The organism is Nitratireductor kimnyeongensis (genome assembly GCF_019891395.1).
GTDB lineage: Bacteria > Pseudomonadota > Alphaproteobacteria > Rhizobiales > Rhizobiaceae > Nitratireductor > Nitratireductor kimnyeongensis.
Genome location: NZ_CP078143.1, coordinates 1,619,198 through 1,645,131 on the forward strand (window position 1 = coordinate 1,619,198; position 25,934 = coordinate 1,645,131).

The 25,934-nt window shown below is 59.8% G+C and carries 23 protein-coding genes; 11 read left to right on the top strand and 12 right to left on the bottom strand.

Going from position 1 to position 25,934, the window contains the following annotated elements; all coding sequences use genetic code 11:
* Positions 1–134 precede the first annotated feature (134 nt).
* Entirely contained in the window at positions 135–1,019 is an 885-nt protein-coding gene (pdxY, locus tag KW403_RS07655) for a pyridoxal kinase PdxY (RefSeq protein WP_223022114.1), read from the top strand.
* Between the two features lie 163 nt (positions 1,020–1,182).
* The gene (locus KW403_RS07660; protein WP_223022115.1) at positions 1,183–1,827 is read left to right on the top strand and encodes a carbonic anhydrase; all 645 of its coding nucleotides are present in this window, start codon (positions 1,183–1,185) and stop codon (positions 1,825–1,827) included.
* Between the two features lie 9 nt (positions 1,828–1,836).
* Here KW403_RS07660 and KW403_RS07665 read toward each other — a convergent pair whose 3' ends face one another.
* A complete protein-coding gene (locus KW403_RS07665) occupies positions 1,837–3,099 on the bottom strand; it encodes a multidrug effflux MFS transporter (protein WP_223022116.1) in 1,263 nt (420 codons plus the stop codon).
* A complete protein-coding gene (locus tag KW403_RS07670; RefSeq protein WP_223022117.1) occupies positions 3,096–3,563 on the bottom strand; it encodes a MarR family winged helix-turn-helix transcriptional regulator in 468 nt (155 codons plus the stop codon). The genes KW403_RS07665 and KW403_RS07670 overlap by 4 nt, the downstream gene beginning before the upstream one ends.
* Positions 3,564–3,705: 142 nt before the next feature.
* Between KW403_RS07670 and KW403_RS07675 the strand changes: the two genes are divergently transcribed.
* From KW403_RS07675 to KW403_RS07695, 5 genes are all read left to right on the top strand, one after another.
* Positions 3,706–5,760: a M3 family metallopeptidase gene (locus KW403_RS07675; RefSeq protein ID WP_223022118.1), complete on the top strand. Its 2,055-nt coding sequence runs from the start codon at positions 3,706–3,708 to the stop codon at positions 5,758–5,760.
* A gap of 103 nt (positions 5,761–5,863) precedes the next feature.
* Positions 5,864–7,432, top strand: a complete 1,569-nt coding sequence (locus tag KW403_RS07680; RefSeq protein ID WP_223022119.1) for an alkaline phosphatase D family protein — start codon at positions 5,864–5,866, stop codon at positions 7,430–7,432.
* A gap of 194 nt (positions 7,433–7,626) precedes the next feature.
* Positions 7,627–8,556, top strand: coding sequence for an MBL fold metallo-hydrolase (locus KW403_RS07685; protein ID WP_223022120.1), 930 nt, complete (start codon positions 7,627–7,629; stop codon positions 8,554–8,556).
* A gap of 127 nt (positions 8,557–8,683) precedes the next feature.
* On the top strand, positions 8,684–10,507 hold the full coding sequence (typA, locus tag KW403_RS07690) for a translational GTPase TypA (RefSeq protein ID WP_223022121.1): 1,824 nt from the start codon (positions 8,684–8,686) through the stop codon (positions 10,505–10,507).
* Between the two features lie 198 nt (positions 10,508–10,705).
* On the top strand, positions 10,706–11,317 hold the full coding sequence (locus tag KW403_RS07695; RefSeq protein WP_223022122.1) for a LysE family translocator: 612 nt from the start codon (positions 10,706–10,708) through the stop codon (positions 11,315–11,317).
* A 99-nt stretch (positions 11,318–11,416) separates the two neighbouring features.
* Here KW403_RS07695 and KW403_RS07700 read toward each other — a convergent pair whose 3' ends face one another.
* The 6 genes from KW403_RS07700 to ccmA form a co-directional block, all read right to left on the bottom strand.
* Positions 11,417–12,451, bottom strand: coding sequence for a DUF2332 domain-containing protein (locus KW403_RS07700; protein ID WP_223022123.1), 1,035 nt, complete (start codon positions 12,449–12,451; stop codon positions 11,417–11,419).
* A 103-nt stretch (positions 12,452–12,554) separates the two neighbouring features.
* On the bottom strand, positions 12,555–13,139 hold the full coding sequence (locus KW403_RS07705) for a DsbE family thiol:disulfide interchange protein (protein ID WP_223022124.1): 585 nt from the start codon (positions 13,137–13,139) through the stop codon (positions 12,555–12,557).
* Positions 13,136–13,303, bottom strand: a complete 168-nt coding sequence (gene ccmD / locus KW403_RS07710; RefSeq protein ID WP_223022125.1) for a heme exporter protein CcmD — start codon at positions 13,301–13,303, stop codon at positions 13,136–13,138. Before ccmD ends, KW403_RS07705 begins: the two co-directional genes overlap by 4 nt.
* On the bottom strand, positions 13,300–14,076 hold the full coding sequence (locus KW403_RS07715) for a heme ABC transporter permease (protein ID WP_223022126.1): 777 nt from the start codon (positions 14,074–14,076) through the stop codon (positions 13,300–13,302). The genes ccmD and KW403_RS07715 overlap by 4 nt, the downstream gene beginning before the upstream one ends.
* 54 nt (positions 14,077–14,130) lie before the next feature.
* On the bottom strand, positions 14,131–14,796 hold the full coding sequence (ccmB, locus tag KW403_RS07720; protein ID WP_223022127.1) for a heme exporter protein CcmB: 666 nt from the start codon (positions 14,794–14,796) through the stop codon (positions 14,131–14,133).
* 52 nt (positions 14,797–14,848) lie between these two features.
* A complete protein-coding gene (gene ccmA, locus KW403_RS07725) occupies positions 14,849–15,460 on the bottom strand; it encodes a heme ABC exporter ATP-binding protein CcmA (RefSeq protein ID WP_223022484.1) in 612 nt (203 codons plus the stop codon).
* Positions 15,461–15,741: 281 nt separating this feature from the next.
* Here ccmA and acnA point away from each other — a divergent pair, with 281 nt between their 5' ends.
* The 3 genes from acnA (at position 15,742) to KW403_RS07740 (ending at position 20,301) form a co-directional block, all read left to right on the top strand.
* Positions 15,742–18,438: an aconitate hydratase AcnA gene (gene acnA / locus KW403_RS07730; RefSeq protein ID WP_223022128.1), complete on the top strand. Its 2,697-nt coding sequence runs from the start codon at positions 15,742–15,744 to the stop codon at positions 18,436–18,438.
* A gap of 172 nt (positions 18,439–18,610) precedes the next feature.
* Positions 18,611–19,375: a DUF1223 domain-containing protein gene (locus KW403_RS07735; RefSeq protein ID WP_223022129.1), complete on the top strand. Its 765-nt coding sequence runs from the start codon at positions 18,611–18,613 to the stop codon at positions 19,373–19,375.
* A gap of 542 nt (positions 19,376–19,917) precedes the next feature.
* The gene (locus KW403_RS07740; protein WP_223022130.1) at positions 19,918–20,301 is read left to right on the top strand and encodes a DUF2794 domain-containing protein; all 384 of its coding nucleotides are present in this window, start codon (positions 19,918–19,920) and stop codon (positions 20,299–20,301) included.
* A gap of 6 nt (positions 20,302–20,307) precedes the next feature.
* Here KW403_RS07740 and KW403_RS07745 read toward each other — a convergent pair whose 3' ends face one another.
* From KW403_RS07745 to KW403_RS07760, 4 genes are all read right to left on the bottom strand, one after another.
* Entirely contained in the window at positions 20,308–20,880 is a 573-nt protein-coding gene (locus KW403_RS07745) for a GNAT family N-acetyltransferase (protein WP_223022131.1), read from the bottom strand.
* Positions 20,881–20,966: 86 nt separating this feature from the next.
* Complete coding sequence (locus KW403_RS07750) at positions 20,967–21,707, bottom strand: Bax inhibitor-1/YccA family protein (protein WP_223022132.1); 741 nt, start codon at positions 21,705–21,707, stop codon at positions 20,967–20,969.
* Between the two features lie 202 nt (positions 21,708–21,909).
* Positions 21,910–24,453, bottom strand: coding sequence for an ABC transporter permease (locus KW403_RS07755; RefSeq protein WP_223022133.1), 2,544 nt, complete (start codon positions 24,451–24,453; stop codon positions 21,910–21,912).
* Positions 24,454–24,479: 26 nt separating this feature from the next.
* Complete coding sequence (locus KW403_RS07760; protein ID WP_223022134.1) at positions 24,480–25,181, bottom strand: ABC transporter ATP-binding protein; 702 nt, start codon at positions 25,179–25,181, stop codon at positions 24,480–24,482.
* A 79-nt stretch (positions 25,182–25,260) separates the two neighbouring features.
* Between KW403_RS07760 and KW403_RS07765 the strand changes: the two genes are divergently transcribed.
* A complete protein-coding gene (locus tag KW403_RS07765) occupies positions 25,261–25,932 on the top strand; it encodes an arylesterase (protein ID WP_223022135.1) in 672 nt (223 codons plus the stop codon).
* Positions 25,933–25,934: the final 2 nt, after the last annotated feature.

Consider the following 25,934-nt stretch of genomic DNA (forward strand, 5'->3'; position numbering starts at 1 on the left):
GACGCAGAACAAGACGACCCGATCGAACTATGGGGAACGCGGATCGGCAGAGGCATCGCTGTAACCACCCTAACTGCGCTCATCCTTTGGATTCTCCTCTACGTTTTCGGTATCATCGGCGGATGAATGACAGCATGACCAAAGAAGAACACCGGTGCGAAGCCGGCGCCGTCATTGTCATATCCAGCCATGTAGCGCGCGGGAGCGTTGGAAATCGCGCTGCCGTATTTACATTGGAGGCGCTCGGTTTTCCGGTCTGGGCGGTCCCGACTGTCATCCTGCCTTGGCACCCGGGCCACGGGCCTGCCACACGCATCGTGCCGGACCCCGGCCAGTTCGCGCGTTTTATCAAAGACCTCGAGAACGCGCCTTGGCTCGGCGAAGTCTCAGCGGTTCTGTCCGGCTATCTCGGCGGTCCTGAACAGGCGCATGCGATAGCTGGCTTGGTGGAAACCCTCAAAACGCGCAATCCAGAGGCGCGCTACGTCTGCGATCCCGTGCTTGGAGATCGGGGCGGACTTTATGTCCCTGAGACAACAGCTGCAGCCATTCGTGATCGGCTGATGCCACTGGCCGATATTGCAACCCCAAACCGCTATGAACTGGCTTGGCTCACGGGCGTCGATATTGACGGTACCGATTCTGCGATCCGTGCTGCCCGAAAGTCACCCCCTGCCGAAGTGATGGTGACATCCGCTCCCGCGAGCAGCCCCGACCGCCTGGCAAATCTGCTGGTCGGGGAGACGGAAGTCCTGCGCGCGGCCCATGACAGCATTCCCAAAGCTCCAAACGGTACCGGCGATCTCACCGCGGCACTTTACCTTGCCCGATTGCTCGCGGGCGAGAAGCAGGAAGAAGCTCTCGCCAAGACCACAGGCTCGGTAGTCGCAATCCTCAACAGGGCGACCGAACGCGGGTCTGATGAGCTGATGCTGGAAACAGACCGGCAAATTCTAACAAGGCCCCAGACGACGATAGAGATCGAGCACATCGCGGAGCCTGTTTCCACCACACACTGAAGTCGCCGGAGTTACGCAGGGAGGCCAAACGACTGAGGCCACAGGATTGCGGCGGGTTCAATTAATTGAACATGCTTGATGCCATCGAGCACGGTGCACAGCAGTGTTGCAGGCGGATCAAATCGGATTGCACGCTAGGCATTTTCTCGCTATTCGAAAGCCCATGACGCACCTTCCTGAACGCCTTATCTCCGGCTACCGCAATTTTATGGCAGGCCGATACAGCTCCGAGAGTGAGCGCTACCGCAAACTGGCCAACGAAGGCCAGTCGCCGCAGACCATGGTCATTGCATGTTGTGATTCACGTGCGGCGCCGGAAACGATCTTCGATTGCGGCCCGGGTGAGCTTTTCGTTGTACGCAACGTAGCCAATCTTGTGCCGCCTTATGAGCCCGATGACCATCATCACGGCACCTCAGCGGCGCTGGAATTTGCTGTGCAAAGCCTGAAGGTGAAGCACATTGTTGTAATGGGACACGGCCGCTGCGGCGGTATCGGAGCCGCGCTTAACCCCTCGGCCGAGCCGCTTTCGCCGGGCGATTTCATTGGAAAATGGATGAGTCTGGTCGGGCCGGCAGCCGAAGCGGTATCCGGCAATGAATTGATGACACCGGCGGAGCGCCAGACGGCACTGGAACGTATTTCGATCCGCTATCAGGTGCAGAACCTGCGCAGTTTCCCATGCGTGAAAATTCTGGAAGACAAGGGCAAGCTCTCCCTGCACGGCGCCTGGTTCGATATCTCCAGCGGCGAGCTGTGGGTGATGAACCCCCAGTCTGGCGATTTCGAGCGACCGCAGCTCGACTAAAGGGCGTTCTTAAACCGGACCCGGCGGGCTCGGCCGCAGCGCCGTTGCCAATGTCGGCTCCGGTAGCCTGTTCCAGATCAGCCATGAGGTAATCGCGACGGCTCCGAACGTCGGGATGATCAGCACCATCGCCAACACCGGATCGCCGATCAGGGCGGCAATAGTGCCTCCGGCGAGCCCGGTGCCCATTTGCAAAAACCCGGTGAGCGAGGATGCTGAGCCCGCAATCCGCGGAAACGGTGCGAGCCCGGCTGTCATCATCGCCGGCATCACGAAGGCAATACCGAAGGCATAGACTCCCACGGGGCCCATCACCCCGATAAAGCTCGGTTTGAACTGGGTGAGTGAAAGGATCATCAGTACGCTTCCTGCAGCGATAGCAGCAAGACCGATGGGCACCAGCCTGTAGGCACCGAGTGTCTTCATCAGAAACCGCGCCGCGACTGCACCGATAAAATACATGCCCGACTGCGCAAGCATGCCGATTCCGAATTCAGCCGGGGTGAGACCGACCCGGCTCATCAGGATAAAGGGTAATACGGTTGCCTGGGTATAGAGAGCGCCGACCGTACCTGCGATGACCAGGCTTGAAAGCATGAAATAGGCATTGCCGAGCAAAAGACCATAGGAATGGATCAAGGCCTTCGGACTGATCCGCGACAGGTCTCGTTCAACCGTTTCACGCATGCAGAAATGAACCACGAGAGAAATCACGACGCCTGCCACAAGCATCAGGCCGAAGATCGCATGCCAACCCGCGAGTTGCATGGTCAGCCCGCCGAGCGTTGGAGCGAACGCCGGTCCGATTGCAAGGATGATGCCTATAAGATTCATGATCCGGGCAGAGCTCTCATGCGTGAACAGGTCACGCACGACCGCACGCGATACCGCTACACCCACTGCTGCACCGAAGCCCTGCAAAAATCGCGCTGCGATAAGCGTCTCGATGTTGGGCGACATCAGCGCAACAAAGCTTGCCACCACATAGATACCGAGAAAGCCGAAAGTGACCGGCTTGCGCCCCAGTCCATCCGAAAGAGGGCCGCAGAAAAGCTGTGCTAATGCAAAGCCGGCAAAGTAAAGCGATATGGTCATCTTGACCGCCGCTTCCGTCGTGCCGAACGCTTCGACAATCTGTGGCATTGCGGGCGTGAAAAGCGCCATCGAAACCGGCCCTAGCGCCACCAGCATTGCCCCGATGATGCTGACGCGCCGTTCGCTCATGAGCGGCGATGCGACAGCTTCGTCCGATCGTTTCGCGCGCAGATTCATAAACGTGCCTCTGCCGGCTTTTGAGAGAATACAGTGAGGTTGGCGCGAACGAGCTTGAGCTGCTCCAGCAGACTCTCCCATTCCGACTGGCTGAGCGACCCGGCCGCATTCTTTCGCATGTCGGCAGCGACGACACCGATCGCTTTCAGAACGCTATCGGCTGCATCGGTGAGTTCGACCAGTTTGGCACGTCGATCCTTCGGATCGTTCAAACGGCGGATGAGTGCACGCGCTTCAAGCCGGTCGAGATAACCGCTCAATGTCATGGCCTCCACTCCCATTCGCTCGGCCAGAACGTTTTGCCGGACGGCCCCTGCGCGTGCTGCATGAGTCAAGGTTCTTGCCTCTCCGGGCGTTACACCGAGACCGGCATCCGATATTGCACGATCCATCGTGCCGCGGATCAAACGATGGATATCGGCAACCAGAAAGCCGAAGGAATCGGGATTCACCGAATGCGTCACGACATGACCCCTTATTATAAGGTAAGCTTAATATAAGGACTACATACAATCATGCTGGATGATCGTCAACGCTGACCATTGCACCGCTGGCGAGCAACGCTTACATCGCAGGAAGCCTCCACCCCAACGCTCCGGAACCGTCATGCACAAATCCGCTCCGATCGACCTTGCATCCCACCCGCTGACGACCTGGACCGGCCCGCATGGCCTGCCGGATTTCACCGCTTTTGACGATGCGGCTTTTGCCCCCGTGTTCGAGGCTGCGTTGAGAGCGCACGAAGCCGAAATCACTCAAATAGCCTTCAATCCCGAAGCGCCTGACCTTGCAAACACGCTGACAGCGCTGGAATTGGCCGGCGACGCACTTTCAAAGGTCTCCGCAATATTCTGGTGCCGTGCCGGCGCACACACGAATGAGACGATCCAGGATCTGGAACGCAAGATTTCGCCGCGAATGGCACGGCACGTCTCCGCGATCTTCATGAACGAAGCACTCTTTGCCCGCATCGACCGGCTTTATCAGGATCGTGAGATGCTGGGTCTCGATGCCGAAACGAGCCGCGTGCTCGAAAAGACCTGGAAGCGTTTCGTGCGAGGGGGCGCTCTTCTCGATCAGGAGGACAAGAAGCGCCTTGCAGAGATCAACGAGGAACTGGCGGGGCTCGGTGCGCAGTTCGGCCAGAACGTGCTCGCCGATGAAAGTGGCTGGGCGCTGTTTCTCGAGGAACGCGATCTCGACGGTCTCTCAGAGGCTCTCAGGAGCACCATGGCGGAAGCTGCGGAAGCGCGCGGGGAAAGAGGGCGGTACGCAGCGACACTGTCACGTTCCATTGCCGAACCATTTCTCGCTTCATCAGAACGACGCGATCTGCGAGAGAAGGTGTTCAAGGCCTTTTCCAAACGTGGTGAGAATGGCGGGAGCACAGACAATACGGATGTGGTCGCCAGAACCCTGAAGTTGCGCGCGGAGAAAGCAAGGCTGCTTGGCTATGAATCCTACGCAGCGCTGAAACTCGACGACACCATGGCAAAAACGCCCGAGGCCGTACAGGATCTGTTGCAGCCTGTCTGGCAGAAAGCGTGCGAAAAGGCCGCCGAAGACGAACAGGAACTGGCTCGCCTCGCCGCACGGGAAGGGCAGAACCACGCCATCGCCCCTTGGGACTGGCGTTATTATGCCGAAAAGCGGCGCTCAGAGCGGTTTGCATTCGATGAGAGCGCACTCAAACCCTATCTCGCTCTGGAGAACGTCATCGCGGCTTCGTTCGATGTGGCGCACCGGCTATTCGGACTCACTTTCGAGGAATTGAGAGAAGTACCTGCGTGGCAAGAGGATGTGCGCACATTCGCCGTGCGCAATCCCGATGGCACGACGCGAGGCCTTTTCATGGCCGACTACTTCAACCGCCCGTCAAAGCGTTCCGGCGCATGGATGAGCGCGCTTCAATCCGGCTACGGCTTGGGCGAAGGCAAATCACCGATCATCTACAACGTGATGAATTTCGCGAAACCGCCGAAAGGGCGTCCCGCCCTCCTCTCCGTGGACGAGGCGCGCACCCTGTTCCATGAATTCGGCCATGCGCTGCACGGCCTGCTGAGTGATGTGACCTGGCCGTCAATTTCCGGCACTTCCGTCTCCCGCGACTTCGTCGAGCTGCCCTCGCAGCTCTTCGAGCACTGGTTTACCGTGCCTGACGTGCTTCAGAAATTTGCAAAGCACCATGTGACCGGCGCTCCCATGCCTCAGGAATTGGTGGAGAAGATGCGCGCCGCCCGCACGTTCGATGCCGGCTTTGCCACAGTGGAGTTCACCGCATCAGCGCTGGTCGATATGGCCTTTCACAGCCAGGCGGAAGCGCCGAAGGACCCACTGCGCTTTGAAGCGGAAACGCTGGAAAAGCTCGGGATGCCCGATGCCATCGTCATGCGCCACCGCACACCGCATTTCCTGCATGTATTTGCCGGCGATGGATATTCAGCCGGCTACTACTCTTACATGTGGTCGGAAGTTCTCGATGCCGATGCCTTCCGCGCTTTCGAGGAGAAAGGCGACCCCTTCGATCCCGAAACGGCACAGAAGCTGCGTCAGCACATCTATTCTGCGGGCGGATCCGCTGATCCCGAAGATCTCTACAAAGCGTTCCGTGGCCGTATGCCGACTCCGGAAGCCATGATGGAGAAAAAGGGGCTTGCCTGAATAGCTTTTCAAAGTCACGGATCTGTCACCTGAGCAATAACTCACTGCAACATTGAAGCACCAGATTGCCTCCCGAGAATCAACCAGATTGAGGGAGACTGTCATGAAGTCCTTTGCAGTGAGTACCCGCCGCAAATTCCTCCTTGGAACCGGCGCAACCGCACTCGCCACCGCCGCGGGCGGGCTTTCCATGCCCGCCATCTCGCGGGCCTCTTCGCGCCCGATGTTCACCCATGGTGTTCAATCCGGCGATGTCGACACGACGAGCGGCATGATCTGGACGCGGGCTGACCGACCCGCGCGGATAGAGTTCGAGGTCTCCTCCACGGAGAGCTTCGCCAATGCGACCCGCCTGCCCACCATAGATGCCCTGCCTGAGAGCGATTTCGCGGTGAAGCGGCTCCTGACGGAGCTGACGCCGGATCAGGAGATTTTCTATCGCATGCGCGCCGCCGATCTCAGCAACGGCAATGCCAAATCCGAGTGGATCGTAGGCCAGTTCCGCACGGCGCCCTCCGCTCGGCGCAACATTCGTTTCGCCTGGTCCGGCGACACCGCTGGCCAGGGCTGGGGCATCGACGAGACCGGCATGAAGACCTATGCCACCATGGAGAAACACCGCCCGGATTTCTTCCTCCATTCCGGCGACACCATCTATGCTGACGGACCGATGGAAGACGAGGTCACGCTGAAAGACAGCAGCGTCTGGAAAAACACGGTTCTCATCGACGAGAAGCGCAAGGCGGCTGAGACGCTGGACGAGTTCCGTGGCCAGTGGAAATACAACATGATGGATGATCATGTGCGCGCGCTGAACGCCGTCTGCCCGACCTTCTTCCAATGGGACGACCATGAAGTGGTCAACAACTGGTCGGCCTCCAAGGACCTCTCGGAGGACGATCGCTACACCGAAAAATCGGTGGCGCTATTGCAGGCCCGCGCGGCCCGCGCGTTCCACGAGATGACGCCGATCCGCTACACACCGGCAGAGCCCGGCCGGGTCTATCGCAAGATCGCCTACGGGCCGATGCTCGACGTCTTCTTCCTCGACATGCGCTCCTACCGCGCCGCCAATTCGGAAGGCCTGCAGGAAACAGCAGGCGAGGAAACCCGCTTCCTCGGCGATGAACAGATCCGCTGGCTGAAGCGCGAGCTCGCCAACTCCCGCGCCACCTGGAAGGTGATCGCCGCCGACATGCCCATCGGCCTCGTGGTGCCGGACGGCGAGAAGATCGAAGCCATCGCCAATGGCGACGACACCTCTCCGAAAGGTCGTGAGTTCGAGATCGCCGATCTCCTGCGCTATATCAAGAATGCCGGCATCGAAAACACGGTCTGGTTCACCGCCGACGTGCACTACACGGCCGCCCATTACTACAATCCCGACAAGGCTGCCTTCCAGGACTTCAAGCCTTTCTGGGAATTCGTTTCCGGCCCCCTTCATGCCGGCACATTCGGGCCCAATAAGCTCGACGGCACATTCGGGCCCGAACTGAAATATGTAAAGGCCCCGAGCGAGGATCAGGGGGCAAACCTGCCGCCCTCCGCCGGCTTCCAGTTCTTCGGTCTTGTGGACCTCGACGCTACCACAGAGCAGATGACCGTGCGGCTCATGGACCGTGACGACAACGAGCTTTACAAAGTGACGCTCGATCCTGTTCGCTCTGCCTGAGCGGGTCTGATGATTTATCAACCGGGGCCGCAGGCCCCGGTATTTTGTTGCTTTGTTTCAGAAGAACGAGGCAACCATTGGCGCAATCTACCAATTAATTAGAACCTGATGCCCAATTGGTCGCAGATTGTGAAATTGCATCTTTCGCGCAGCGCATTTATTGATTCTCATCGCACGCATGAACGGAGGCCATGATGGATCAAGCGCGCACGCGTCAGCAGGCTGATACAGCGGTCAAATCTGCCACCGCACGCCCCGATGTGACCGTCTTCTTCGACGAACGCACCTCCTCTGCACAATATGTCGTTGCCGACCCGGCAAGCGGAAAATGTGCAATCATCGACCCGGTGCTGGATTTCGACGAGAAATCGGGCAGCACGTCGCGCGAAAATGCTGACAGGCTGCTGGCCTTCATGTCCGAAAACGGACTCGAGCTCGAGTGGATCCTCGACACACACCCCCATGCCGACCATTTCTCCGCTGCAAGCTATCTGAAGGAAAAGACCGGCAAACCAATCGCCATCGGTGAGAAGGTTGTGGAGGTCCAGAAGCTCTGGAAGGCGATCTACAATTGGCCCGATTTCACGGCAGACGGCTCGCAATGGGACAGGCTGTTTGCCGATGGCGACACCTTCTCCATTGGTACGCTGCCAGTAAAGGTGATGTTCTCGCCCGGTCACACCTTGGCTTCGATTACCTATGTGATTGGCGATGCCGCGTTCGTTCACGACACGCTGTTCATGCCCGATTCCGGAACCGCTCGCTGCGATTTTCCCGGCGGCAGTGCCGAACGGCTCTGGAACTCCATCCAGAAGATTCTCAGCCTGCCAGATGAGACGCGCATCTTCGTCGGACATGACTATCAGCCGGGCGGGCGCGAGCCCCGCTTTGAAAGCACCGTTGCCGAACAACGCGCCACCAACAGCCATATTTCGAAGTGCAAGACGGAAACAGAATTTGTCGCCATGCGTGAAGCACGCGACAAAACGCTGCCCATGCCCAAACTCATCCTGCATGCGTTACAGGTCAACATAAATGCGGGGCAACTGCCGGCACCGGAGGCCAATGGCAAGCGATATCTGAAGTTCCCTCTAAACGCGCTGGAAAGCTCAAGCTGGGGCTAAACGCGGTGGGCTCTCGCCCGGCATTGGCACAGCACACTTTCGCAATTGCGAAAAAACCTGTATGAGCGCGGCAACGCAACTGGCCGCGCCATGCCTTTCGCGCGCCTACCGACCCCAAAGAGCACATATGAAACTGCGCAACATTGCGATCATCGCCCACGTTGACCATGGGAAAACGACACTCGTCGACGAGCTTATGAAGCAGTCCGGCGCCTTCCGCGACAACCAGCGTGTCGCAGAACGGGCCATGGATTCCAACGATCTCGAAAAAGAACGCGGCATCACCATTCTCGCCAAAGCCACCTCGGTGGAATGGAAGGATACCCGCATCAACATCGTCGACACACCCGGCCACGCCGATTTCGGCGGCGAGGTGGAGCGTATCCTCTCCATGGTGGATGGCGCCGTGCTTCTGGTGGACGCAGCCGAAGGCCCGATGCCCCAGACCAAGTTCGTGGTCGGCAAGGCGCTGAAGGTCGGTCTCAAGCCGATCGTCGCCATCAACAAAATCGACCGACCGGACGCCCGCGCCGATGAGGTGATCAACGAGGTGTTTGACCTGTTCGCCGCGCTCGACGCGACGGACGAGCAGCTCGACTTCCCGATCCTCTACGGTTCAGGCCGCGACGGCTGGATGAACTACGAGCCGGAAGGCCCCAAGGATCAGGGTCTAGCCCCGCTCTTCGACCTGGTGCTCAAACATGTGCCCGAGCCGACCACAGAGCCCGGTCCGTTCCGCATGATCGGTACCATTCTGGAAGCCAACCCGTTCCTCGGCCGCATCATCACCGGTCGTATCGCTGCGGGCTCCATCAAGCCGAACCAGGCCGTGAAGGTGCTCCATCACGACGGCACGCTTCTCGAAAACGGACGCATCTCCAAGATTCTCGCCTTCCGGGGCCTTGAGCGTCAGCCCATCGAGGAAGCCCATGCAGGCGACATTGTCGCCATTGCCGGCCTCTCCAAGGGCACCGTCGCCGACACGTTCTGCGATCCCTCGGTCAACCAGCCGATGGAAGCCCAGCCGATTGATCCGCCGACCGTGACCATGAGCTTCATCGTCAACGATTCACCGCTGGCCGGCACTGAGGGCGACAAGGTGACGAGCCGCGTGATCCGCGACCGTCTCCTGAAAGAGGCCGAAGGCAATGTGGCGCTGAAGATCGAGGAAGCCGACGACAAGGACTCCTTCTACGTCTCAGGCCGCGGCGAACTTCAGCTTGCAGTTCTCATCGAAACCATGCGCCGTGAAGGCTTTGAGCTCGCCGTCTCCCGCCCCCGCGTGGTGATGCAGAAAGACGAGAGCGGCCAGCTTCTCGAGCCCATCGAGGAAGTGGTGATCGACGTGGACGAGGAGCATTCCGGCGTCGTCGTACAGAAGATGTCGGAGCGCAAGGCCGAGATGATCGAACTGCGCCCCTCCGGCGGCGACCGCCAGCGCCTCGTCTTCCACGCGCCCACGCGCGGCCTCATCGGCTATCAGTCGGAGCTTTTGACCGACACGCGCGGCACGGCCATCATGAACCGGCTGTTCCACGATTATCAGCCCTATAAGGGCGAGATCGGCGGCCGCGTGAACGGCGTCCTGATCTCCAACGATGACGGCGAAGCGGCAGCGTACGCGCTGTTCAACCTGGAAGATCGCGGTCCTATGGTGATCGATGCCGGCGTGAAGGTTTATCACGGCATGATCATCGGCATTCACTCCCGCGACAACGATCTGGAAGTGAACGTTCTGAAGGGCAAGAAGCTCACCAACGTTCGCGCATCCGGCAAAGATGAAGCGGTGAAGCTTACCCCGCCGATCCGCATGACGCTGGAGCGTGCCCTTTCGTGGATCCAGGATGACGAACTGGTGGAGGTGACGCCGAAGTCCATCCGCCTGCGGAAGCTCTATCTCGACCCGCACGAGCGCAAGCGTTTCGAGAAAAGCCGCGCCGGCGCGGCTTAAGGTCGACTGCAATATGAGCCCGCAACTGTTTTGCGGGCTCATAATTTCTGCGAAGGCTTCGCCCCTGCCCCTAGGGGGCTTCTGATACCGGAATGCCCTGAACGCGCCGACGTTGTTCCCAGGCATTCCCACCATCCCGGTTGACAGTTTCCGAACAGGCCGCCCTAATCTTCCCCTCTTTCGTGGAGGAGTTCCCCAATGGATATTTCCGCCCTTGTCATCTTCGCTGGCGCGTTGCTTGTCGCCGCCGGCTCCCCCGGCCCCAGCATCGCGGCGCTGGTCGCCCGCGTCATCACGCGCGGGTGGCGCGATGTGCTGCCATTTCTGGCCGCCATGTGGATCGGCGAGGCCATCTGGCTTTCCTCGGCCATTTTCGGCCTCGCTTTCGTGGCGGAAACCTTCCACATGGCTTTCGTGGTGATCAAATATGCAGGCGTCGCCTACCTGCTCTATCTCGCATGGAAGATGTGGACTGCGCCCGTGGAAACGGGTGGCGAAGCCCTGCCCAGTGCCGGCTCGCGCCTGCGTCTCTTCTTCACCGGCATGGCCGTGACCCTCGGCAATCCAAAAATCATGATGTTTTATCTGGCGCTTCTGCCCACCATCATCGATGTCGCTTCCGTGACATTGATCGGCTGGGCGGAGCTGACACTTACTATGGTGTTGGTTCTCGTCGCGGTGGATGCCGTGTGGGTGCTTGCCGCCACGCAGGCACGCATGCTGCTCAAAAGCCCGCGCGCCATGCGCAATGCAAACCGCACCAGCGCCTCGATGATGGCCGGCGCGGCGGCGGCCATCGCAACGCGCTAGAGAAATTCCAGGAAAGGTGGGAACCGGATTTCGGAGTATTCCGATGCTCCACGAATAGTCTGGATCGTCCTTTGTGCGTCCGGATGGACGCATGGCGATCTAGAGCAACCACTCGATCCAGCGGCCATGAAAATCGCAGCGCGCAAGATCGCGGCGCTTTCCGGTGGGCCACAGTGTGAGCGAAACCAGCGCGAATGGTTCTTTCGTATCCGAGGGTTCCATGCGCAGCCAGGCGATGGGTGCACCGCCTGCCCGGCCAGCCGTCTCAAGCGCGGTCTCTATACGGGCCCGCGTTTCCTGGCGAAGGTATTGCCACATGATCGAGTGAAAAAGAACCGTGACCCGATCGGGCCGGCGGGCGACAAGCAAGGCATCGACGAAATCGGCTGCGTCCGCTTTCTCAAGAGCGAAAGGCGTCTCGTTTGCCAACTCGATGGCCGCGCGCAAGCGGGAAAGCCGGGCCTCCTGATCGGCCCACACATAGGAGGTCAATCGCAACCTCTGGTCATCCCTCGAGACATCAATGGGCGCAATATCGCTGCCGCGGCGCGTAGTGACATCCAGCACCCCCGACAGGTCCGGTGGTGACCCGCGCATCTCGGGCGCCAGGCTCACGGGAGAAGCGGCTTTGCCCCATACACCGTCGCCATAGCGGTAGTGAAAGCGGTCAAACAGTAGGTTGAGCCCTGCACTCGAGCCGATCTCAAACAGGTCGAGCGGCAGGCCGGTTTCCCGGGCGATTGTGAGGAAACCCGGCATAAGCATCGCCGAACGACCGATCTCATTTGTCTGTGGTGCGCTGTCCAGATTGGCACAAAGACGCTCATCATGGTGCGCGATGGCCGCACTCACCGCCTCTTGAAGCGCCTCGGGCGAAGCCGCGTTTGGTGGATAGACACCCGCAAGCGGGGCATCCGCCCCGGCAAGCACAAGCGCATGGAGCCCGCCACACAAACGCAGCGCCAGCGCATCCTCACCGGGCTCGCCCGGCCAGCCGAGCACACGCGCGCCGGTGTCAGTCTCGCGATCCAGAGTTCCGGACAGGAGGCGGCATAACTGCGCCGTAAAGGGAGAACCCATGCAGTCACAAGCCTGCGCCTGCTTCTCAAAATGAGCACTGATACGGGTCGTCATGCATCCCTCCTGTTCGTTGGGAGGAAAACCCTAGCATGCGTTTCACGACGCCTTTGCTGCAGCGCAGCATTTCATCTGGGCCAGAAGGAAATTGCGTGATCTGTCAGCCCGTCGGGCGATCCGCCAGCGCCTTTTCGATCTCGGGCATCAGATCGTTGCGAATGCTCTCGGGCGTAAACGGCCCGACATGCTTGTAGCGGATCGTACCATCAGGCCCGACGAGAAAGGTTTCGGGAACCCCATAAACACCCCAGTCGATCGCCGCGCGGCCATTCTGATCCACACCGATGGCATCATACGGGTTGCCGAGATCAACCAGAAAACGCCGAGCGTTTTCCGGTTTGTCCTTGTAGTTGAGGCCCACAACGCTGACGCGTTCGTCCATGGCGAGCTGCATGAGAAGCGGATGCTCCTGACGGCAGGGTACACACCAGGATCCCCAGACATTGACCAGTGTCACCTGTCCATCGAATCCCTCCGACGAAAGTCCGGGCAGGTCCATTCCCTCAATCGGCGGCAGATTGGTTTGCGGTGCAGTGCGACCTATCAAGGCTGAAGGCACCAGGGACGTGTCCTTACCGGACATCAACTGCATCAGGAAGACGGCCGACAGCGCCATAAAAAGCAAAAGTGGCAAAAGAACCAGAATGAGCCGCGAGCGGGCCGGCTGTTCGCTCGTTCGGCTCATTTCTTCTGAGCCTTTCGATCCGAACGCCGGCGAATACCGCGCTCTTCCAGCTCCTTGATCTCGCGTTTGCGGCCAGCTTGATCGATCAGGATCCAAAGGCCGAGGCCCGCGATCACCAATGCTGAGATTCCGTAAGCGGCAAAGACATAGGCTGCATGGGTCATCGGGCCGCCCTTTCTGCCGCCCGCGCCGAAAGCCGGCGCATGGCAACCACACGGCGGCGCCAGATATCCGCGCGCATCGCCATCAGATGCAGCGTGACAAAAAGCAGCGTGAAGCCCAGCGCGCAGATAAGCAGTGGCCAGAGCAGAGAGGCATGGATCGTGGGGCCATCAAGGCGGAAAACCGATGCCGGCTGATGCAATGTGTTCCACCAGTCCACCGAGAACTTGATGATCGGGATGTTGATGAAGCCGACAAGTGTGAGGATCGCCGCAGCCCGCGCTGAGCGGCCCGGATCGTCCATGGCCCGCGTCAGGGCAATGATGCCGAGATACATCAGGAACAGGATGAAGACGGAGGTCAACCGCGCATCCCAGACCCACCACGTGCCCCACATCGGCTTGCCCCAGACGGACCCGGTGAAAAGCGCCAGCGCCGTGAAGGCAGCACCGATGGGCGCGGCAGCTTTCAGCGCCACATCTGCGAGAGGGTGCTTCCAAACCAGTGTTCCAAGCGCGGAAATGGCCATCAGCGAATAGCAGAGCATGGCGAGCCAGGCGAACGGCACATGGATATACATGATCCGCACCGTGATGCCCTGCTGATAGTCCTCCGGCGCGGAAAACGCCATGTAGAAGCCGGCAGCGAGAACGGCCAGCGAGAGGCCGCCGAGCCATGGAACGAGTGTATCTGCCAACGCGAGAAAACGCGTGGGATTGGCGAGCGCCGTCAGGCGACCGGAGAGTGTTGAGGCTTGCGGCGTGGCATTTGTCATGATGAACCCATAGCGCTGCGACTTCCCTTCCGCAATCACGTCGATTGCCGCACATCAGTCGCCACCCCAGCGCAGTGCCAGCGAAGCGGCCAGCGGCCCGATGACGGCAAAGAACAACATCAGCGCGGCAAGAATGAGGAAAGGCGGCAAAAATGGACCCGGATTTGCAACCGCTCCACGCGCCGCCGCCACCCCGAAAATAAGCACCGGAATGGTGAGCGGCAGGACCAGCACCGAGACCAGAAGCCCGCCACGCGGCAGCGCGACGGCAAGAGCCGCGCCAACTGCGCCGATGAAGGTGATGGCGGGAGTGCCGACAGCCAGCGTCGCGGTGGCCGCGAGAATGCCAAGCGGCTCGACATTCATGAAAAGGCCGAGCAAGGGCGTCACCACCACCAGCGGCAAAACATTGACGGTCCAGTGCGCGCAGCATTTCACGAACACGGTCACCGCCGTCATGTGCCGGCTGTCGGCCAGGAGCAACAGGTCCAGAGAACCGTCCTCACGATCAGCCTGGAACAGACGCTCAAGCCCGAGAAGGCCGGCAAGCAACGCGCCGATCCAGAGGATCGCCGGGCCGATGCGTGCAAGGAGGTTCAGATCCGGCCCGACGCCAAAGGGAATGACCGCGACAACGGCAAGAAAGAAGAGAACGCCGGTCAGCGCTCCGTTTCCGGTGCGCACACCGATCTGCAACTCGCGTCGAAACAGCGCTAGCATGGTGCCTGCCGGATTGGTGTCTTTGAGAGGTGCCCCGCGTCTTGGTTCATGGTCAATCCGCAGCCTTCCCCATTCTCAACTCCCGCGCACCCTTCAGGCCAAGCGGCAGATGCGTGGCAGCCACGATCATTCCGCCGTCTTCGAGGTGTACGGCCATCAGGTCGGCGAACTGCGCTTCCGATGCCTTGTCGAGACCCGAGGTAGGCTCGTCAAGCAGCCAGATGGGCCGATAACTCACCAGAAGCCGAGCGATGGAAGCACGCCGTCTTTGCCCCGTGGACAAATAGCCGAACGGCAAATGGCCGATATCGCCGAGCCCCACCATCTCCAGCGCCTCAAAAGGAGGCAAATGGGGCTCCCCCAAAAAGTCCTGCCAGAACCGCAAGTTTTCTTCGACGCCGAGTTCGGCCTTCATCGCGTTCCGATGACCGAGATAGTGGCAGGCGGAAGCGACATCAGGAAAAGCTTCGCCGCCACCGGAGAACCCAACCGTGCCCTGCGAAGCCGGTAAAAGGCCACAGATAACGCGCAATAGCGTCGACTTCCCGATGCCATTCGGACCGGTCACCGTAAGCGCCTCACCTTCACCCAGCATGAAGGAAATGCCCGAGAACACGGTCTCGCCGCCGCGCTCACCGCCAAGCCCGTCGGCAGCAAGCCGCATCATGTGGTCGTCCTTCGTCAAGGATATGGTCCTGAATTTTTCACGACATGGCAGATTTGCCGTTTCTCACTCTAGAACTCTTCTACAAAATTCTCTATATCCGCCTCAACCACGCCAGCGGTCGGCGTGTAACTCTTTGTGCCGATACCCGCGCGCGCGCCGCCTTGAACGGCCGGGACGCTGGGGGCGGACAGCGGAAATGACCGTACCCGCACCTTTTGCGCGTGATGCCACGAGGAGTCCGTTCCCGTTTCGGATAGCAGAACAGGATAGGATCGCCCGTGACCAAATCACTTGATAGTTTCAATTGCCGTCGCACCCTTCAGGTAGGGGATGCGGACTATGTTTATTTCGACCTCAAGGAGGCCGAGAAGAACGGTCTTGAAGGCATTTCTCGCCTGCCCTTCTCCATGAAGGTGCTGCTCGAAAACCTGCTGCGCAACGAAGACGGACGCTCGGTCACCAAGTCCGATATCGAAGCGGTGGCCGCGTGGCTCGATGACCGCGGCACGGCCGGCCACGAAATCGCCTATCGCCCGGCCCGCGTGCTGATGCAGGACTTCACCGGTGTTCCCGCCGTGGTGGATCTGGCAGCCATGCGCGATGCCATGGTGTCGCTCGGCGGCGACCCGCAAAAGATCAACCCACTTGTTCCGGTTGACCTCGTGATCGATCACTCGGTCATCGTCGATGAATTCGGCACCCCGAAAGCCTTCGCGCGCAATGTCGAGCTGGAGTACCAGCGCAATGGCGAGCGTTACCGCTTCCTGAAATGGGGCCAGAAAGCGTTTAAGAACTTCCGCGTCGTTCCCCCCGGCACCGGCATCTGCCACCAGGTGAACCTCGAATATCTCGGTCAGGCCGTCTGGACGAAGGATGAGGACGGCAAGACGATCGCCTATCCGGACACCTGCGTCGGCACCGATTCGCACACGACCATGATCAATGGTCTTGGCGTTCTGGGCTGGGGCGTTGGCGGCATCGAGGCCGAAGCGGCAATGCTCGGCCAGCCGATCTCCATGCTCCTGCCGGAAGTCATCGGTTTCAAGCTCACCGGCAAGCTGAAAGAAGGCGTGACGGCCACCGACCTGGTGCTCACCGTCGTACAGATGCTGCGCAAGAAGGGCGTTGTCGGCAAGTTCGTCGAGTTCTTCGGCGAAGGTCTCGACCATCTGACGCTCGCGGACGCTGCCACGATCGGCAATATGGGTCCGGAATACGGCGCGACCTGCGGCTTCTTCCCGGTCGATTCGGAAACACTGAATTATCTCAACGTCTCCGGCCGCTCCAAGGACCGCATCGCGCTGGTGGAAGCCTATTGCAAGGCGCAGGGCATGTTCCGCGAGACGGGGACCGAGCATCCGGTTTTCACCGACACGCTCGAACTCGACCTCGGCGACGTGGTTCCCTCCATGGCCGGCCCGAAACGTCCGGAAGGCCGCATTCCGCTCGACAACATCGCAGCCGGCTTCGCCGAATCGCTCGAGAAGGAATACAAGAAGGATCCGTCCACGCTGGAACAGCGCTGGCAGGTTGAGGGCGAGGATTACGATCTCGGCCATGGTGACGTGGCGATTGCCGCCATAACCTCCTGCACCAACACCTCGAACCCAAGCGTGCTCATCGGCGCGGGCCTGCTGGCCCGCAACGCCAACCGTCTCGGCCTCAAGCAGAAGCCATGGGTGAAGACGTCGCTCGCACCCGGTTCCCAGGTGGTTGCGGAATATCTTGAGAATTCCGGCCTCCAGAAGGAGCTCGACCAGATCGGCTTCAACCTCGTCGGCTTTGGCTGCACGACCTGCATCGGCAACTCCGGCCCGCTTCCGGCACCAGTCTCCAAGACCATCAACGACAAGGGCCTGATCGCTGCCGGCGTTCTCTCCGGGAACCGCAACTTCGAAGGCCGTATCTCGCCGGATGTGCAGGCCAACTACCTTGCCTCTCCGCCGCTGGTTGTCGCCTACGCGCTCGCCGGTTCGGTGACCAAGGACCTGACCAAGGAACCGATTGGTCAGGACAAGGACGGCAACGACGTCTATCTGAAGGACATCTGGCCCTCCAACCAGGAGATCCAGGAGTTCATCCAGAAGAACGTTACCCGCGATCTCTTCGAAAAGAAGTATGCAGAGGTCTTCAAGGGTGACGAGAACTGGCAGGCCGTGCAGGTGCCGGAAGGCGAGACCTATGCATGGGACGACAAGTCGACCTATGTGCAGAACCCGCCCTACTTTGTCGGCATGAAGAAGACGACCGGCAATGTGAGCGACATCAAGGGTGCGCGCATCCTCGGCCTGTTCGGCGACAAGATCACCACCGATCACATTTCGCCGGCCGGCTCCATCAAGGCACAGTCGCCAGCCGGCAAATACCTGATGGACAATGGCGTGGGCGTTGCCGACTTCAACCAGTACGGCACGCGTCGCGGCAACCATGAGGTGATGATGCGCGGCACCTTCGCCAACATCCGCATCCGCAACCACATGCTGGGCGAAAACGGCACCGAAGGCGGCTACACGATCCACTATCCTTCCAAGGAAGAGATGTCGATCTACGACGCGGCCATGGAATACCGCAAGGAAGGCGTGCCGCTCGTGGTGTTCGCCGGCGGCGAATACGGCAATGGCTCCTCGCGCGACTGGGCTGCAAAAGGCACCAATCTTCTGGGCGTCCGCGCCGTCATCTCGGAAAGCTACGAGCGTATCCACCGCTCAAACCTGGTTGGTATGGGTGTCATCCCGTTTGTCTTTGCCGACGAAGGAACGAGCTGGGCAAGCCTAGGCCTGAAGGGCGATGAGACCGTCACCATCGACGGGCTCGAGACCATCAAGCCCCGCGCCACAGTGAACGCGAAGATCACTTTTGCCGATGGTGCGGTGAAAGAGGTTCCACTTCTGTGCCGCATCGATACGCTGGATGAGCTTGAATACTTCAAGAATGGCGGCATCCTGCAATACGTGCTGCGCGATCTGGCCGCCTGACTGAGCCACGCCAACGCATGAACCAGACCGCCGGCGGAAACGCCGGCGGCTTTTTTTAGCCGCAGACGCTTGGCCAATAGGCTCACCGGAACGTGACTTCTTGTTGAGGTGCACTGGCTCATATAGTTCTGAAACAAAGCAATGATCGCTTCAATTTCCGAACGGAGAGCGCATGTTCCGGCTCTGGACACCGGGCCTTATCCTGGCCTCGGCATTAGGCTTACTTGCCCCGATGGGCCCTGCGGAGGCAGAGAACACTGGTCGCCCGATCGGCGTTGTAGAGCTATTTACGAGCCAGGGGTGCAACTCCTGCCCTCCAGCCGATGCGATTTTCGATGAGCTCGCTTCCCGCAAGGACGTCATAGCCCTTGCCTATCATATCGACTACTGGGATTACCTGGGCTGGCGTGACGCACTTGCACGCCCCGCCAATTCCGAACGGCAAAGAAAGTATGCCGGGGCCCTACAGAAGAGTTCGGTTTACACCCCTCAGGCGATCATCAACGGTCGCCGTGATATGAACGGCGCCAACCGCGCCAAGGTCGTGTCGACACTTGAGGCGTTGGCGGGGACCGCCGCCGGACTACAGGTGGAGCTATCTCTGGAAGACAGGGGTGACAGCATCATCGTAAGCGTTGGCTCGCTGCCCGAAGGCCTTGATGGTCAAGACATCAGCGCGCATCTGGTCTTTGTGGACTACATCCCGCAAAGCAATGTGGAAATTCGCGGTGGCGAGAACCGCGGCCGTACAATCCACTATCGAAATGCGGTCAACCGGATTCAGACCATCGGCATGTGGGACGGCACTGCGAAGAAATTCGAAATGCCCAGATCGGAGCTCATCCAGGAGGGCAATGGCTGCGCCTTGTTGCTTCAGAGCGTCGATGACAGCGGTTTGCCTGGTGCCATACTCGGCGCCATTGCGCTCGACCCATAGGATCCAGTTCAGATTTCCCCGTAGGATCCATCTCGGTTTTCATTTTTAAAAGGCTGGTCCCAAAAGAAAAACCGGTGCCGACTCATTCAGCACCGGTTGTATTCTTTTGGGACCGTTGCCTTACTCGGGCGTCCGAGAGTTGGTTCGATCCGGTCAAGACCCCGAGGGCGGGGGGGCTTGGGGTTTTCGGGATCCGTGTCCGGACCGAACCGTCTCAGGCAACGTCCGGATCGTTGCGGGACAATGGGGCGTGAGCTTGAAAAAAATGCGGCAAGAAAAAGGCACGTCATCACCAATTCCGACAAGCGGTCCCGATTTGTGACTACCGGCTAAGTGATGCGACTTGCAGAGCTCGAATACATACGTCGGCAAAAGATGTGGATGGATGTAATCACTCTGATCCCCACAACATCAAGAAGGATGAGGCATAGCTGCGGCTCCTCCTGGCAGCGACCAAGAACGGGTTGCGGCAATGCGGGCTTGCAATTCCTCCTATGGCAGGCGAACCTTCCCTCGTCATAAGATCGTCATGAGGACAGCCAATGACCGATTACGGCAGCCCCGGGGAGGATAGGGATGGATCCGGCATACTGATCCCGCTGCACGAGGCACGCAGGGTACGTTCGGACCTTCCCGTAACCTTCGAGCGGCGCGAACTGGATCAGATTCTGCGTATTTATGGTCGCATGGTTGCTGCGGGCGAATGGCGGGACTATGCCATCGATCATCTAAGGGACCGAGCAGTCTTCTCCGTTTTCAGGCGGACCAGCGAAGTTCCACTGTTTCAGATCGTCAAGGACCCCAAGCTGACACGAAAACAGGGAGCCTACAGCGTCATCGCCGCGACCGGAGCGATCCTGAAACGTGGCCACGAGTTGGCACGCGTACTAGCGGTATTCGACAAAAAACTGAAACTCGTTCCGTAGGCAGATTTAGCGGAAGCTCTCGCCACGAAACAAGCGTTCGGGGACAGAATTTGGGTCGGGGTCAGCCGCGTCCCCCTCGTTCAAGGCCAGTTGCATAAACACTGTGTCGAGCCAGCGACCATGCTTGAAGCCGCTGCCACGAAGAATGCCGGCATCACGAAAACCTGCGGCTCGGTGCAGTTTCACTGAAGCGCTTTGCTCTGAACCATCCCCGATAACGGCCACGAGCTGTCGAAATCCACACCGCTCACACGCTTCCACCAGCGCCCGAAGCAGAAGCCTTCCGATCCCGCGCCCCTGCGCATCCGGTGCCAGATAAACAGAATCCTCGACCATGAATCGATAAGCCCGCCGCGCGCGAAATGGTCCCGCATAGGCGTAGCCGAGAATGTTGTTCTGTTCCTCGGCAACGATATAGGGATAACCATTGCAAACAAGTGCTTCCATGCGTTCAAGCATTCCTGCCTCGCTTGGCGGTTCGAGCTCATAGCTCGCCGCACCTTCGGTCACTGCATGGGCATAGATGCGGGTGATCGCGGGAATGTCTTCCGGATCGGCGGGGCGGATGGTGGCTGTCATGAAAACCCGGTCAGGTTGGTCGATGCAATGAAAAGGGCGGCTCGAAAGCCGCCCTCTCAATAACATGTTTTCTGATTCCGCTCGCCCTACTCGCGATTGCCGAGGAACTGCAGCAGGAACATGAACAGGTTGATGAAGTCGAGATAGAGACGCAGCGCACCCATGATCGCCTTGCGGCCGGACACGGTGGCATCGTCACCCTCGTAATACATCTCCTTGATCTGCTGCGTGTCGTAGGCCGTGAGCCCAGCAAACACCAACACACCGATCACCGAAATGGCGAACTGCAGCGCCGAAGAGCCAAGGAAGATGTTCACGATCGAGGCAATGATAATGCCGATCAGCCCCATGAACAGGAACGACCCCATGCCCGAAAGGTCACGTTTGGTCGTGTAGCCCCAGAGCGACAGCGCGCCGAACGAAGCGGCGGTGATGAAGAAGGTGCGAACGATGCTCTCGCCCGTGTAAACAAGGAAGATCGTCGACAGGGAGAGGCCAACCAGGCCTGAGTAGACCCAGAACGTGGTCTGTGCAGCAGCGACACTCATGCTCTGAATGCGGAAGCTCAGGAAGAACACCAGCGCCAGCGGCGCGAGAATGACAACCCAGCGGAAAGCGCTGGCATAGATGAGCTGGCCAAACGCGGTCAGCTGGCCATCTGCGATGGCGAGATTGAATGCACCAAAGGCTGCAAGGCCGGTAATAGCCAAGCCGAGCGCCATAAGGTTGTAGACGCGAATCATGTAGGCGCGCAGGCCCTCGTCGATGGCCGCGTCCGCGCGCACGCCGTGCGTTGCGCGGGCCTGATAGTTGCGAAGGTCAGCCATAATTACCCCTTTCTGGCTTTAATCCCGTCCGGTGACGGCCAAAAGACCGTGCGCCGCTGGCGGGATACCAGCATGCGTACATCAAATATGATGTCAGTTTGTGTTCAGGACAAGACCTCTCACCGCCGGAAATGCCTCTGCGGCAACAGTTCGCGGCCAAAATCGCACCTCTCCGAACCCAGGGTTAATGCTTTTTGACGCTTCACAGGTTGCGCAGAACCGGCGCTGCCTTATGCCCCAAGACCCGCCAGGTCCCGACCAACCCGAAGCCGACGGTCATGATCAGGGCCACCACCACGGTTGTCAGCGCGACCTTTGGCAGAAACGCCGACGGCAGACCCATCACCTGCGACACGACAAACCAGGCGGCAATGCCGCCGGCCAGCAATGCAAAACTGGCCGTGGCCAGCCCGATCAGCAGGTATTCGAGCGAAAAGGCAGCGATCAACGTGCGACGCGTGGCGCCGAGCGTCTTCAGAACCACCGCATCGTGGACACGCGCCCGATTGCCGGCTGCCAGCGCCCCGGAAAGAACCAGAACCGAGGCAATCAGCGCAACGGCGGCTGCCGCGCGAATGGCGGTGGCCAATTGTTCGACAAGCCGATTCACCACATCGAGTGCATCCTTCACGCGAACAGTGGTCACTGTCGGGAAGCTACGCGTGACAGCGTTCAGAATCTGCGATTCGTCGGCCTGTGTGGCATCCGCATCAGTCAATGTCGCCAGCCAGGCATGCGGTGCGCCGGCAAAAGTGTTGGGCGAAAACACCATCACGAAGTTGATGGCGAGCGATTCCCATTCCACGGCGCGGAAATTCGCAATTCTGGCCGTAACCTCGCGCCCGAGCACATTGACAGTGATCGTGTCGCCTATTTTCAGGCCAAGTTCTCCGCCCTCTTCCGCGGCGAACGAAACGAGCGGTTCTCCTTCATAATGCGCATCCCACCACTCACCCTGCGTCAGCGTCGCGTTTTCAGGTGCATTGCGCGCATAAGTGATGCCCCGGTCGCCACGCAGAACCCAGCCGCCCTCAGGCGGGATTTCCATGTCGCGTACATTCACGTCATTGAGCGCAGTGATGCGCCCGCGCAGCATTGGCACCTGTATCAGCTTGCCGCCGGGTGCTTCGCGATTCACCAGATCAGCGAAGGCCTCCACCTCCCCACTCTGGATGTCCACAAAGAAGAAATTCGGCGCGACCTCCGGCAGATTGCCCGTGATCTGGCGACGCAGGTTCCCGTCGATGAGAGCGAGCGTTGCGAGCAGCGTGAGGCCAAGCCCCAATGACAGCACCACCGAAGGTGTCAAAGCACCGGGACGATGAATATTGCCTAGCGCCAGGCGCAGCGGCGTGGACGCAACGCGCGGGCTGCGGCGGGCCAGCCACTCGATGCCAAGAGCAACAACCCTGAGCACTATGAACGCGAACACGGTGGCGCCGACAAAAATTGCAGCCATGCGTCGATCGTCGGAAAACCAGATGGCGAAACCGGCAAGGCCGGCGGCGATGGCAACCGAAAGCGCGATGTAGATCGCGCGCGGCCACCCGCGTCCGTCGACACCCATTTCCCGGAAAAGCGCTGTCGCCGGCACATCCCTTGCGCGGCCGAGAGGGATCAACGCGAACACGAGCGTGATCATCACGCCAAACAATGCGGCCACCAGAAGCGCTGCCGGATAGATGCCGCCTGTCGCGGGAACCGGCAGGACACTTGCCAGTACGGCCGATGCGCCAAACGGCATCAGGGCGCCGATCACGAGGCCGGCAAGAATGCCGATCCCGGCAATCATCAGAATCTGCACGAGGTAGACGGTGAACACGAACCCTCCAGAAGCACCAAGGCTCTTGAAGGTCGCAATCACGGCGCGCTTGCTGTCGAGATAGGCGCGCACCGCATTGGCTACACCAACGCCGCCCACCACAAGGGCCGTCAGCCCCACCAATGTCAGAAACTGCGAAAATCGCTCGATATTGCGTGAAAGAGAAGGTGCTGCATTGTTGCGGGTGCGGAGGCTCCATCCGGCCTCCGGAAACTCGGACGCAGCGCGCGCCTGCACAGCTTCAAGATTGCCCGCATCGCCACTCATCCGCACCTTGTAGACGTGCTCGACAAGGCTGCCTGGCTGTATGAGCCCGGTCGCCTGCAGCGCCTCCAGCGAAATCATCAGCCTGGGTGCAAAGCCGAACCCGGCGGAAACGGCATCCGGCTCGCTGACAAGCACGGCGCGCAGCTCGATTGTCTCCCCACCAAGCATGATCCGATCACCAATGCCAACTCCCAGTCGTTCAAAGAGCAGATTCGGTGCTGCCGCACCATGAGCACCATCGACTTTCTCAAACAGTGCATCATGGGAAAGCTGCGGCTCCGTAACCCGCTCCCCATAGAGCGGATAGAGCGCGTCGACTGCCTTGACCTCAACCAATGTCTGGTCGGAGCCGTCCGCAAGGCGGGCCATGGAGCGCATGTTTGCGCTCTCCGAAACATCGCCCAGTTCCGACAGAAAGACCTGCTCCGCTTCGTTCGCGCGGCGTTGATTCAACTCAAAACGCAAATCGGCGGCCAGCAGCGATTGGCCTTCCGCTTCCACCGCTCCGGTAATGGCGGTGGCGACTGAGTTGACGCCGCCAATAGCGCCCACGCCCAGCGCAATGCAGGCCAGAAAAATGAAGAAGCCGGAAAGGCCGCCCCGCATCTCACGCAGAGAGAAACGGAATGCCAATCGGAGCATGCGACCCAAACTCATCCCGGTTGAACTCTTGACACCCACACTCATGCCATTGCGGCCTTCTCCAATGCAGCGTCCTGCTCTATGCGGCCGGACCGCATCGCCACCTGACGCTCGCAGCGCGCCGCAAGAGCTGCATCATGCGTAACGAGCACCAAGGAGGTGCCGCGTTCCTTTGCCTTGGCGAAGAGCATGTCGGAGATCTGCCTGCCGGTCGCCTGATCGAGATTTCCGGTCGGTTCATCGGCGATCAGGATCGCCGGCCCCGGCGCCAGAGCACGGGCAATCGCCACACGCTGCTGTTCGCCGCCAGAAAGCTCTCCCGGATAGTGCGTCAGACGCTGCGAGAGACCAACGGCTGCCAGTTCCTGCTCGGCGGCGCGGAAAGGATCGGCGTGGCCGGCCAATTCCAGTGGCACGGCAACATTTTCCAGGGCCGTCATGTTGGGGATGAGATGGAAGGACTGGAAAACAATGCCTATGGAGCGCCCACGAAAGGCGGCAATCGCATCCTCGCTCAACCCGTTGATCTGCGTACCGCCAACCCGAACAACGCCGTCGTCCACGCGCTCGAGTCCGGCAATCACCATCAGAAGCGTGGACTTGCCCGAACCGGACGGGCCCACGATTGCCGTCGAGCGACCGCGCTCAACCGAAAGGCTGACGCCTTTGAGAACATGCACCGAGGACGCACCCTCACCAAGTGTCAGTGACACGTTCTCAAGTTCGATCACGGCTTCTGTCACGGAAAAGACATCCTATATTGGGAAGAAACGACGCTGGGATCGTACAATCGCACGATTTCGCAAATATGGGTTATCCCGCATGGCATTCAAATTTTTTCGTCCGTCCGGCCACTTCACAAATATTTCATTCGCTGCCACAGCGCTCGCTCTGGCGGTTTGCATGGCCGTGACAGCCAGGGCGGATACGATCGATATCGTTGGTTTCGGCGACAGCCTCATGGCCGGCTACAACCTTGGTCCAGATGAAGGGTTTCCCGAGCAGCTCGAGGATGCGCTCAGGGCGGAGGGCTATGATGTCGCCATCGCCAATGCCGGCGTTTCCGGCGACACTTCCAGCGGCGGGCTTTCACGCCTTGAATGGTCCGTTCCGGAAACTGCGGACATCGTTCTTGTTGAACTTGGCGCAAACGACATGCTGCGCGGCATTCCGCCCGCCTCCACCGAACAGAATCTCGACCGGATGATCGCCATGCTGAAAGAACGCGGGCAGCACGTGATTCTGGCGGGCATGTTGGCCGCACCCAATCTCGGCGAGGATTATGCCGCCGCCTTCAACCCGATTTTCCCCGCTCTGGCAGAGAAACACGAGATCCCGCTCATTCCCTTCTTCCTCGACGTCGTGGCCGCGGAACCGGCTTTGCTGCTCGAAGATGGCATGCATCCCAATGCCGCGGGGGTCGCGCGCATGGTGGAGCGTATCCTGCCCATCGTTCGCGAGGTTATCGATGAGCATCAAAAGGAAGACACCTGACT

What these genes read in the sequence shown, in the direction of transcription:
- pdxY (WP_223022114.1), top strand. Translation starts at nt 135, where the DNA reads ATGACCAAAGAAGAACACCGGTGCGAAGCCGGCGCCGTCATTGTCATA.
- KW403_RS07660 (WP_223022115.1), top strand. Translation starts at nt 1,183, where the DNA reads ATGACGCACCTTCCTGAACGCCTTATCTCCGGCTACCGCAATTTTATG.
- KW403_RS07665 (WP_223022116.1), bottom strand. Translation starts at nt 3,099, where the DNA reads ATGAATCTGCGCGCGAAACGATCGGACGAAGCTGTCGCATCGCCGCTC.
- KW403_RS07675 (WP_223022118.1), top strand. Translation starts at nt 3,706, where the DNA reads ATGCACAAATCCGCTCCGATCGACCTTGCATCCCACCCGCTGACGACC.
- KW403_RS07680 (WP_223022119.1), top strand. Translation starts at nt 5,864, where the DNA reads ATGAAGTCCTTTGCAGTGAGTACCCGCCGCAAATTCCTCCTTGGAACC.
- KW403_RS07685 (WP_223022120.1), top strand. Translation starts at nt 7,627, where the DNA reads ATGGATCAAGCGCGCACGCGTCAGCAGGCTGATACAGCGGTCAAATCT.
- typA (WP_223022121.1), top strand. Translation starts at nt 8,684, where the DNA reads ATGAAACTGCGCAACATTGCGATCATCGCCCACGTTGACCATGGGAAA.
- KW403_RS07695 (WP_223022122.1), top strand. Translation starts at nt 10,706, where the DNA reads ATGGATATTTCCGCCCTTGTCATCTTCGCTGGCGCGTTGCTTGTCGCC.
- KW403_RS07700 (WP_223022123.1), bottom strand. Translation starts at nt 12,451, where the DNA reads ATGACGACCCGTATCAGTGCTCATTTTGAGAAGCAGGCGCAGGCTTGT.
- KW403_RS07705 (WP_223022124.1), bottom strand. Translation starts at nt 13,139, where the DNA reads ATGAGCCGAACGAGCGAACAGCCGGCCCGCTCGCGGCTCATTCTGGTT.
- ccmD (WP_223022125.1), bottom strand. Translation starts at nt 13,303, where the DNA reads ATGACCCATGCAGCCTATGTCTTTGCCGCTTACGGAATCTCAGCATTG.
- KW403_RS07715 (WP_223022126.1), bottom strand. Translation starts at nt 14,076, where the DNA reads ATGACAAATGCCACGCCGCAAGCCTCAACACTCTCCGGTCGCCTGACG.
- ccmB (WP_223022127.1), bottom strand. Translation starts at nt 14,796, where the DNA reads ATGCTAGCGCTGTTTCGACGCGAGTTGCAGATCGGTGTGCGCACCGGA.
- ccmA (WP_223022484.1), bottom strand. Translation starts at nt 15,460, where the DNA reads ATGCGGCTTGCTGCCGACGGGCTTGGCGGTGAGCGCGGCGGCGAGACC.
- KW403_RS07735 (WP_223022129.1), top strand. Translation starts at nt 18,611, where the DNA reads ATGTTCCGGCTCTGGACACCGGGCCTTATCCTGGCCTCGGCATTAGGC.
- KW403_RS07740 (WP_223022130.1), top strand. Translation starts at nt 19,918, where the DNA reads ATGACCGATTACGGCAGCCCCGGGGAGGATAGGGATGGATCCGGCATA.
- KW403_RS07745 (WP_223022131.1), bottom strand. Translation starts at nt 20,880, where the DNA reads ATGACAGCCACCATCCGCCCCGCCGATCCGGAAGACATTCCCGCGATC.
- KW403_RS07750 (WP_223022132.1), bottom strand. Translation starts at nt 21,707, where the DNA reads ATGGCTGACCTTCGCAACTATCAGGCCCGCGCAACGCACGGCGTGCGC.
- KW403_RS07755 (WP_223022133.1), bottom strand. Translation starts at nt 24,453, where the DNA reads ATGAGTTTGGGTCGCATGCTCCGATTGGCATTCCGTTTCTCTCTGCGT.
- KW403_RS07765 (WP_223022135.1), top strand. Translation starts at nt 25,261, where the DNA reads ATGGCATTCAAATTTTTTCGTCCGTCCGGCCACTTCACAAATATTTCA.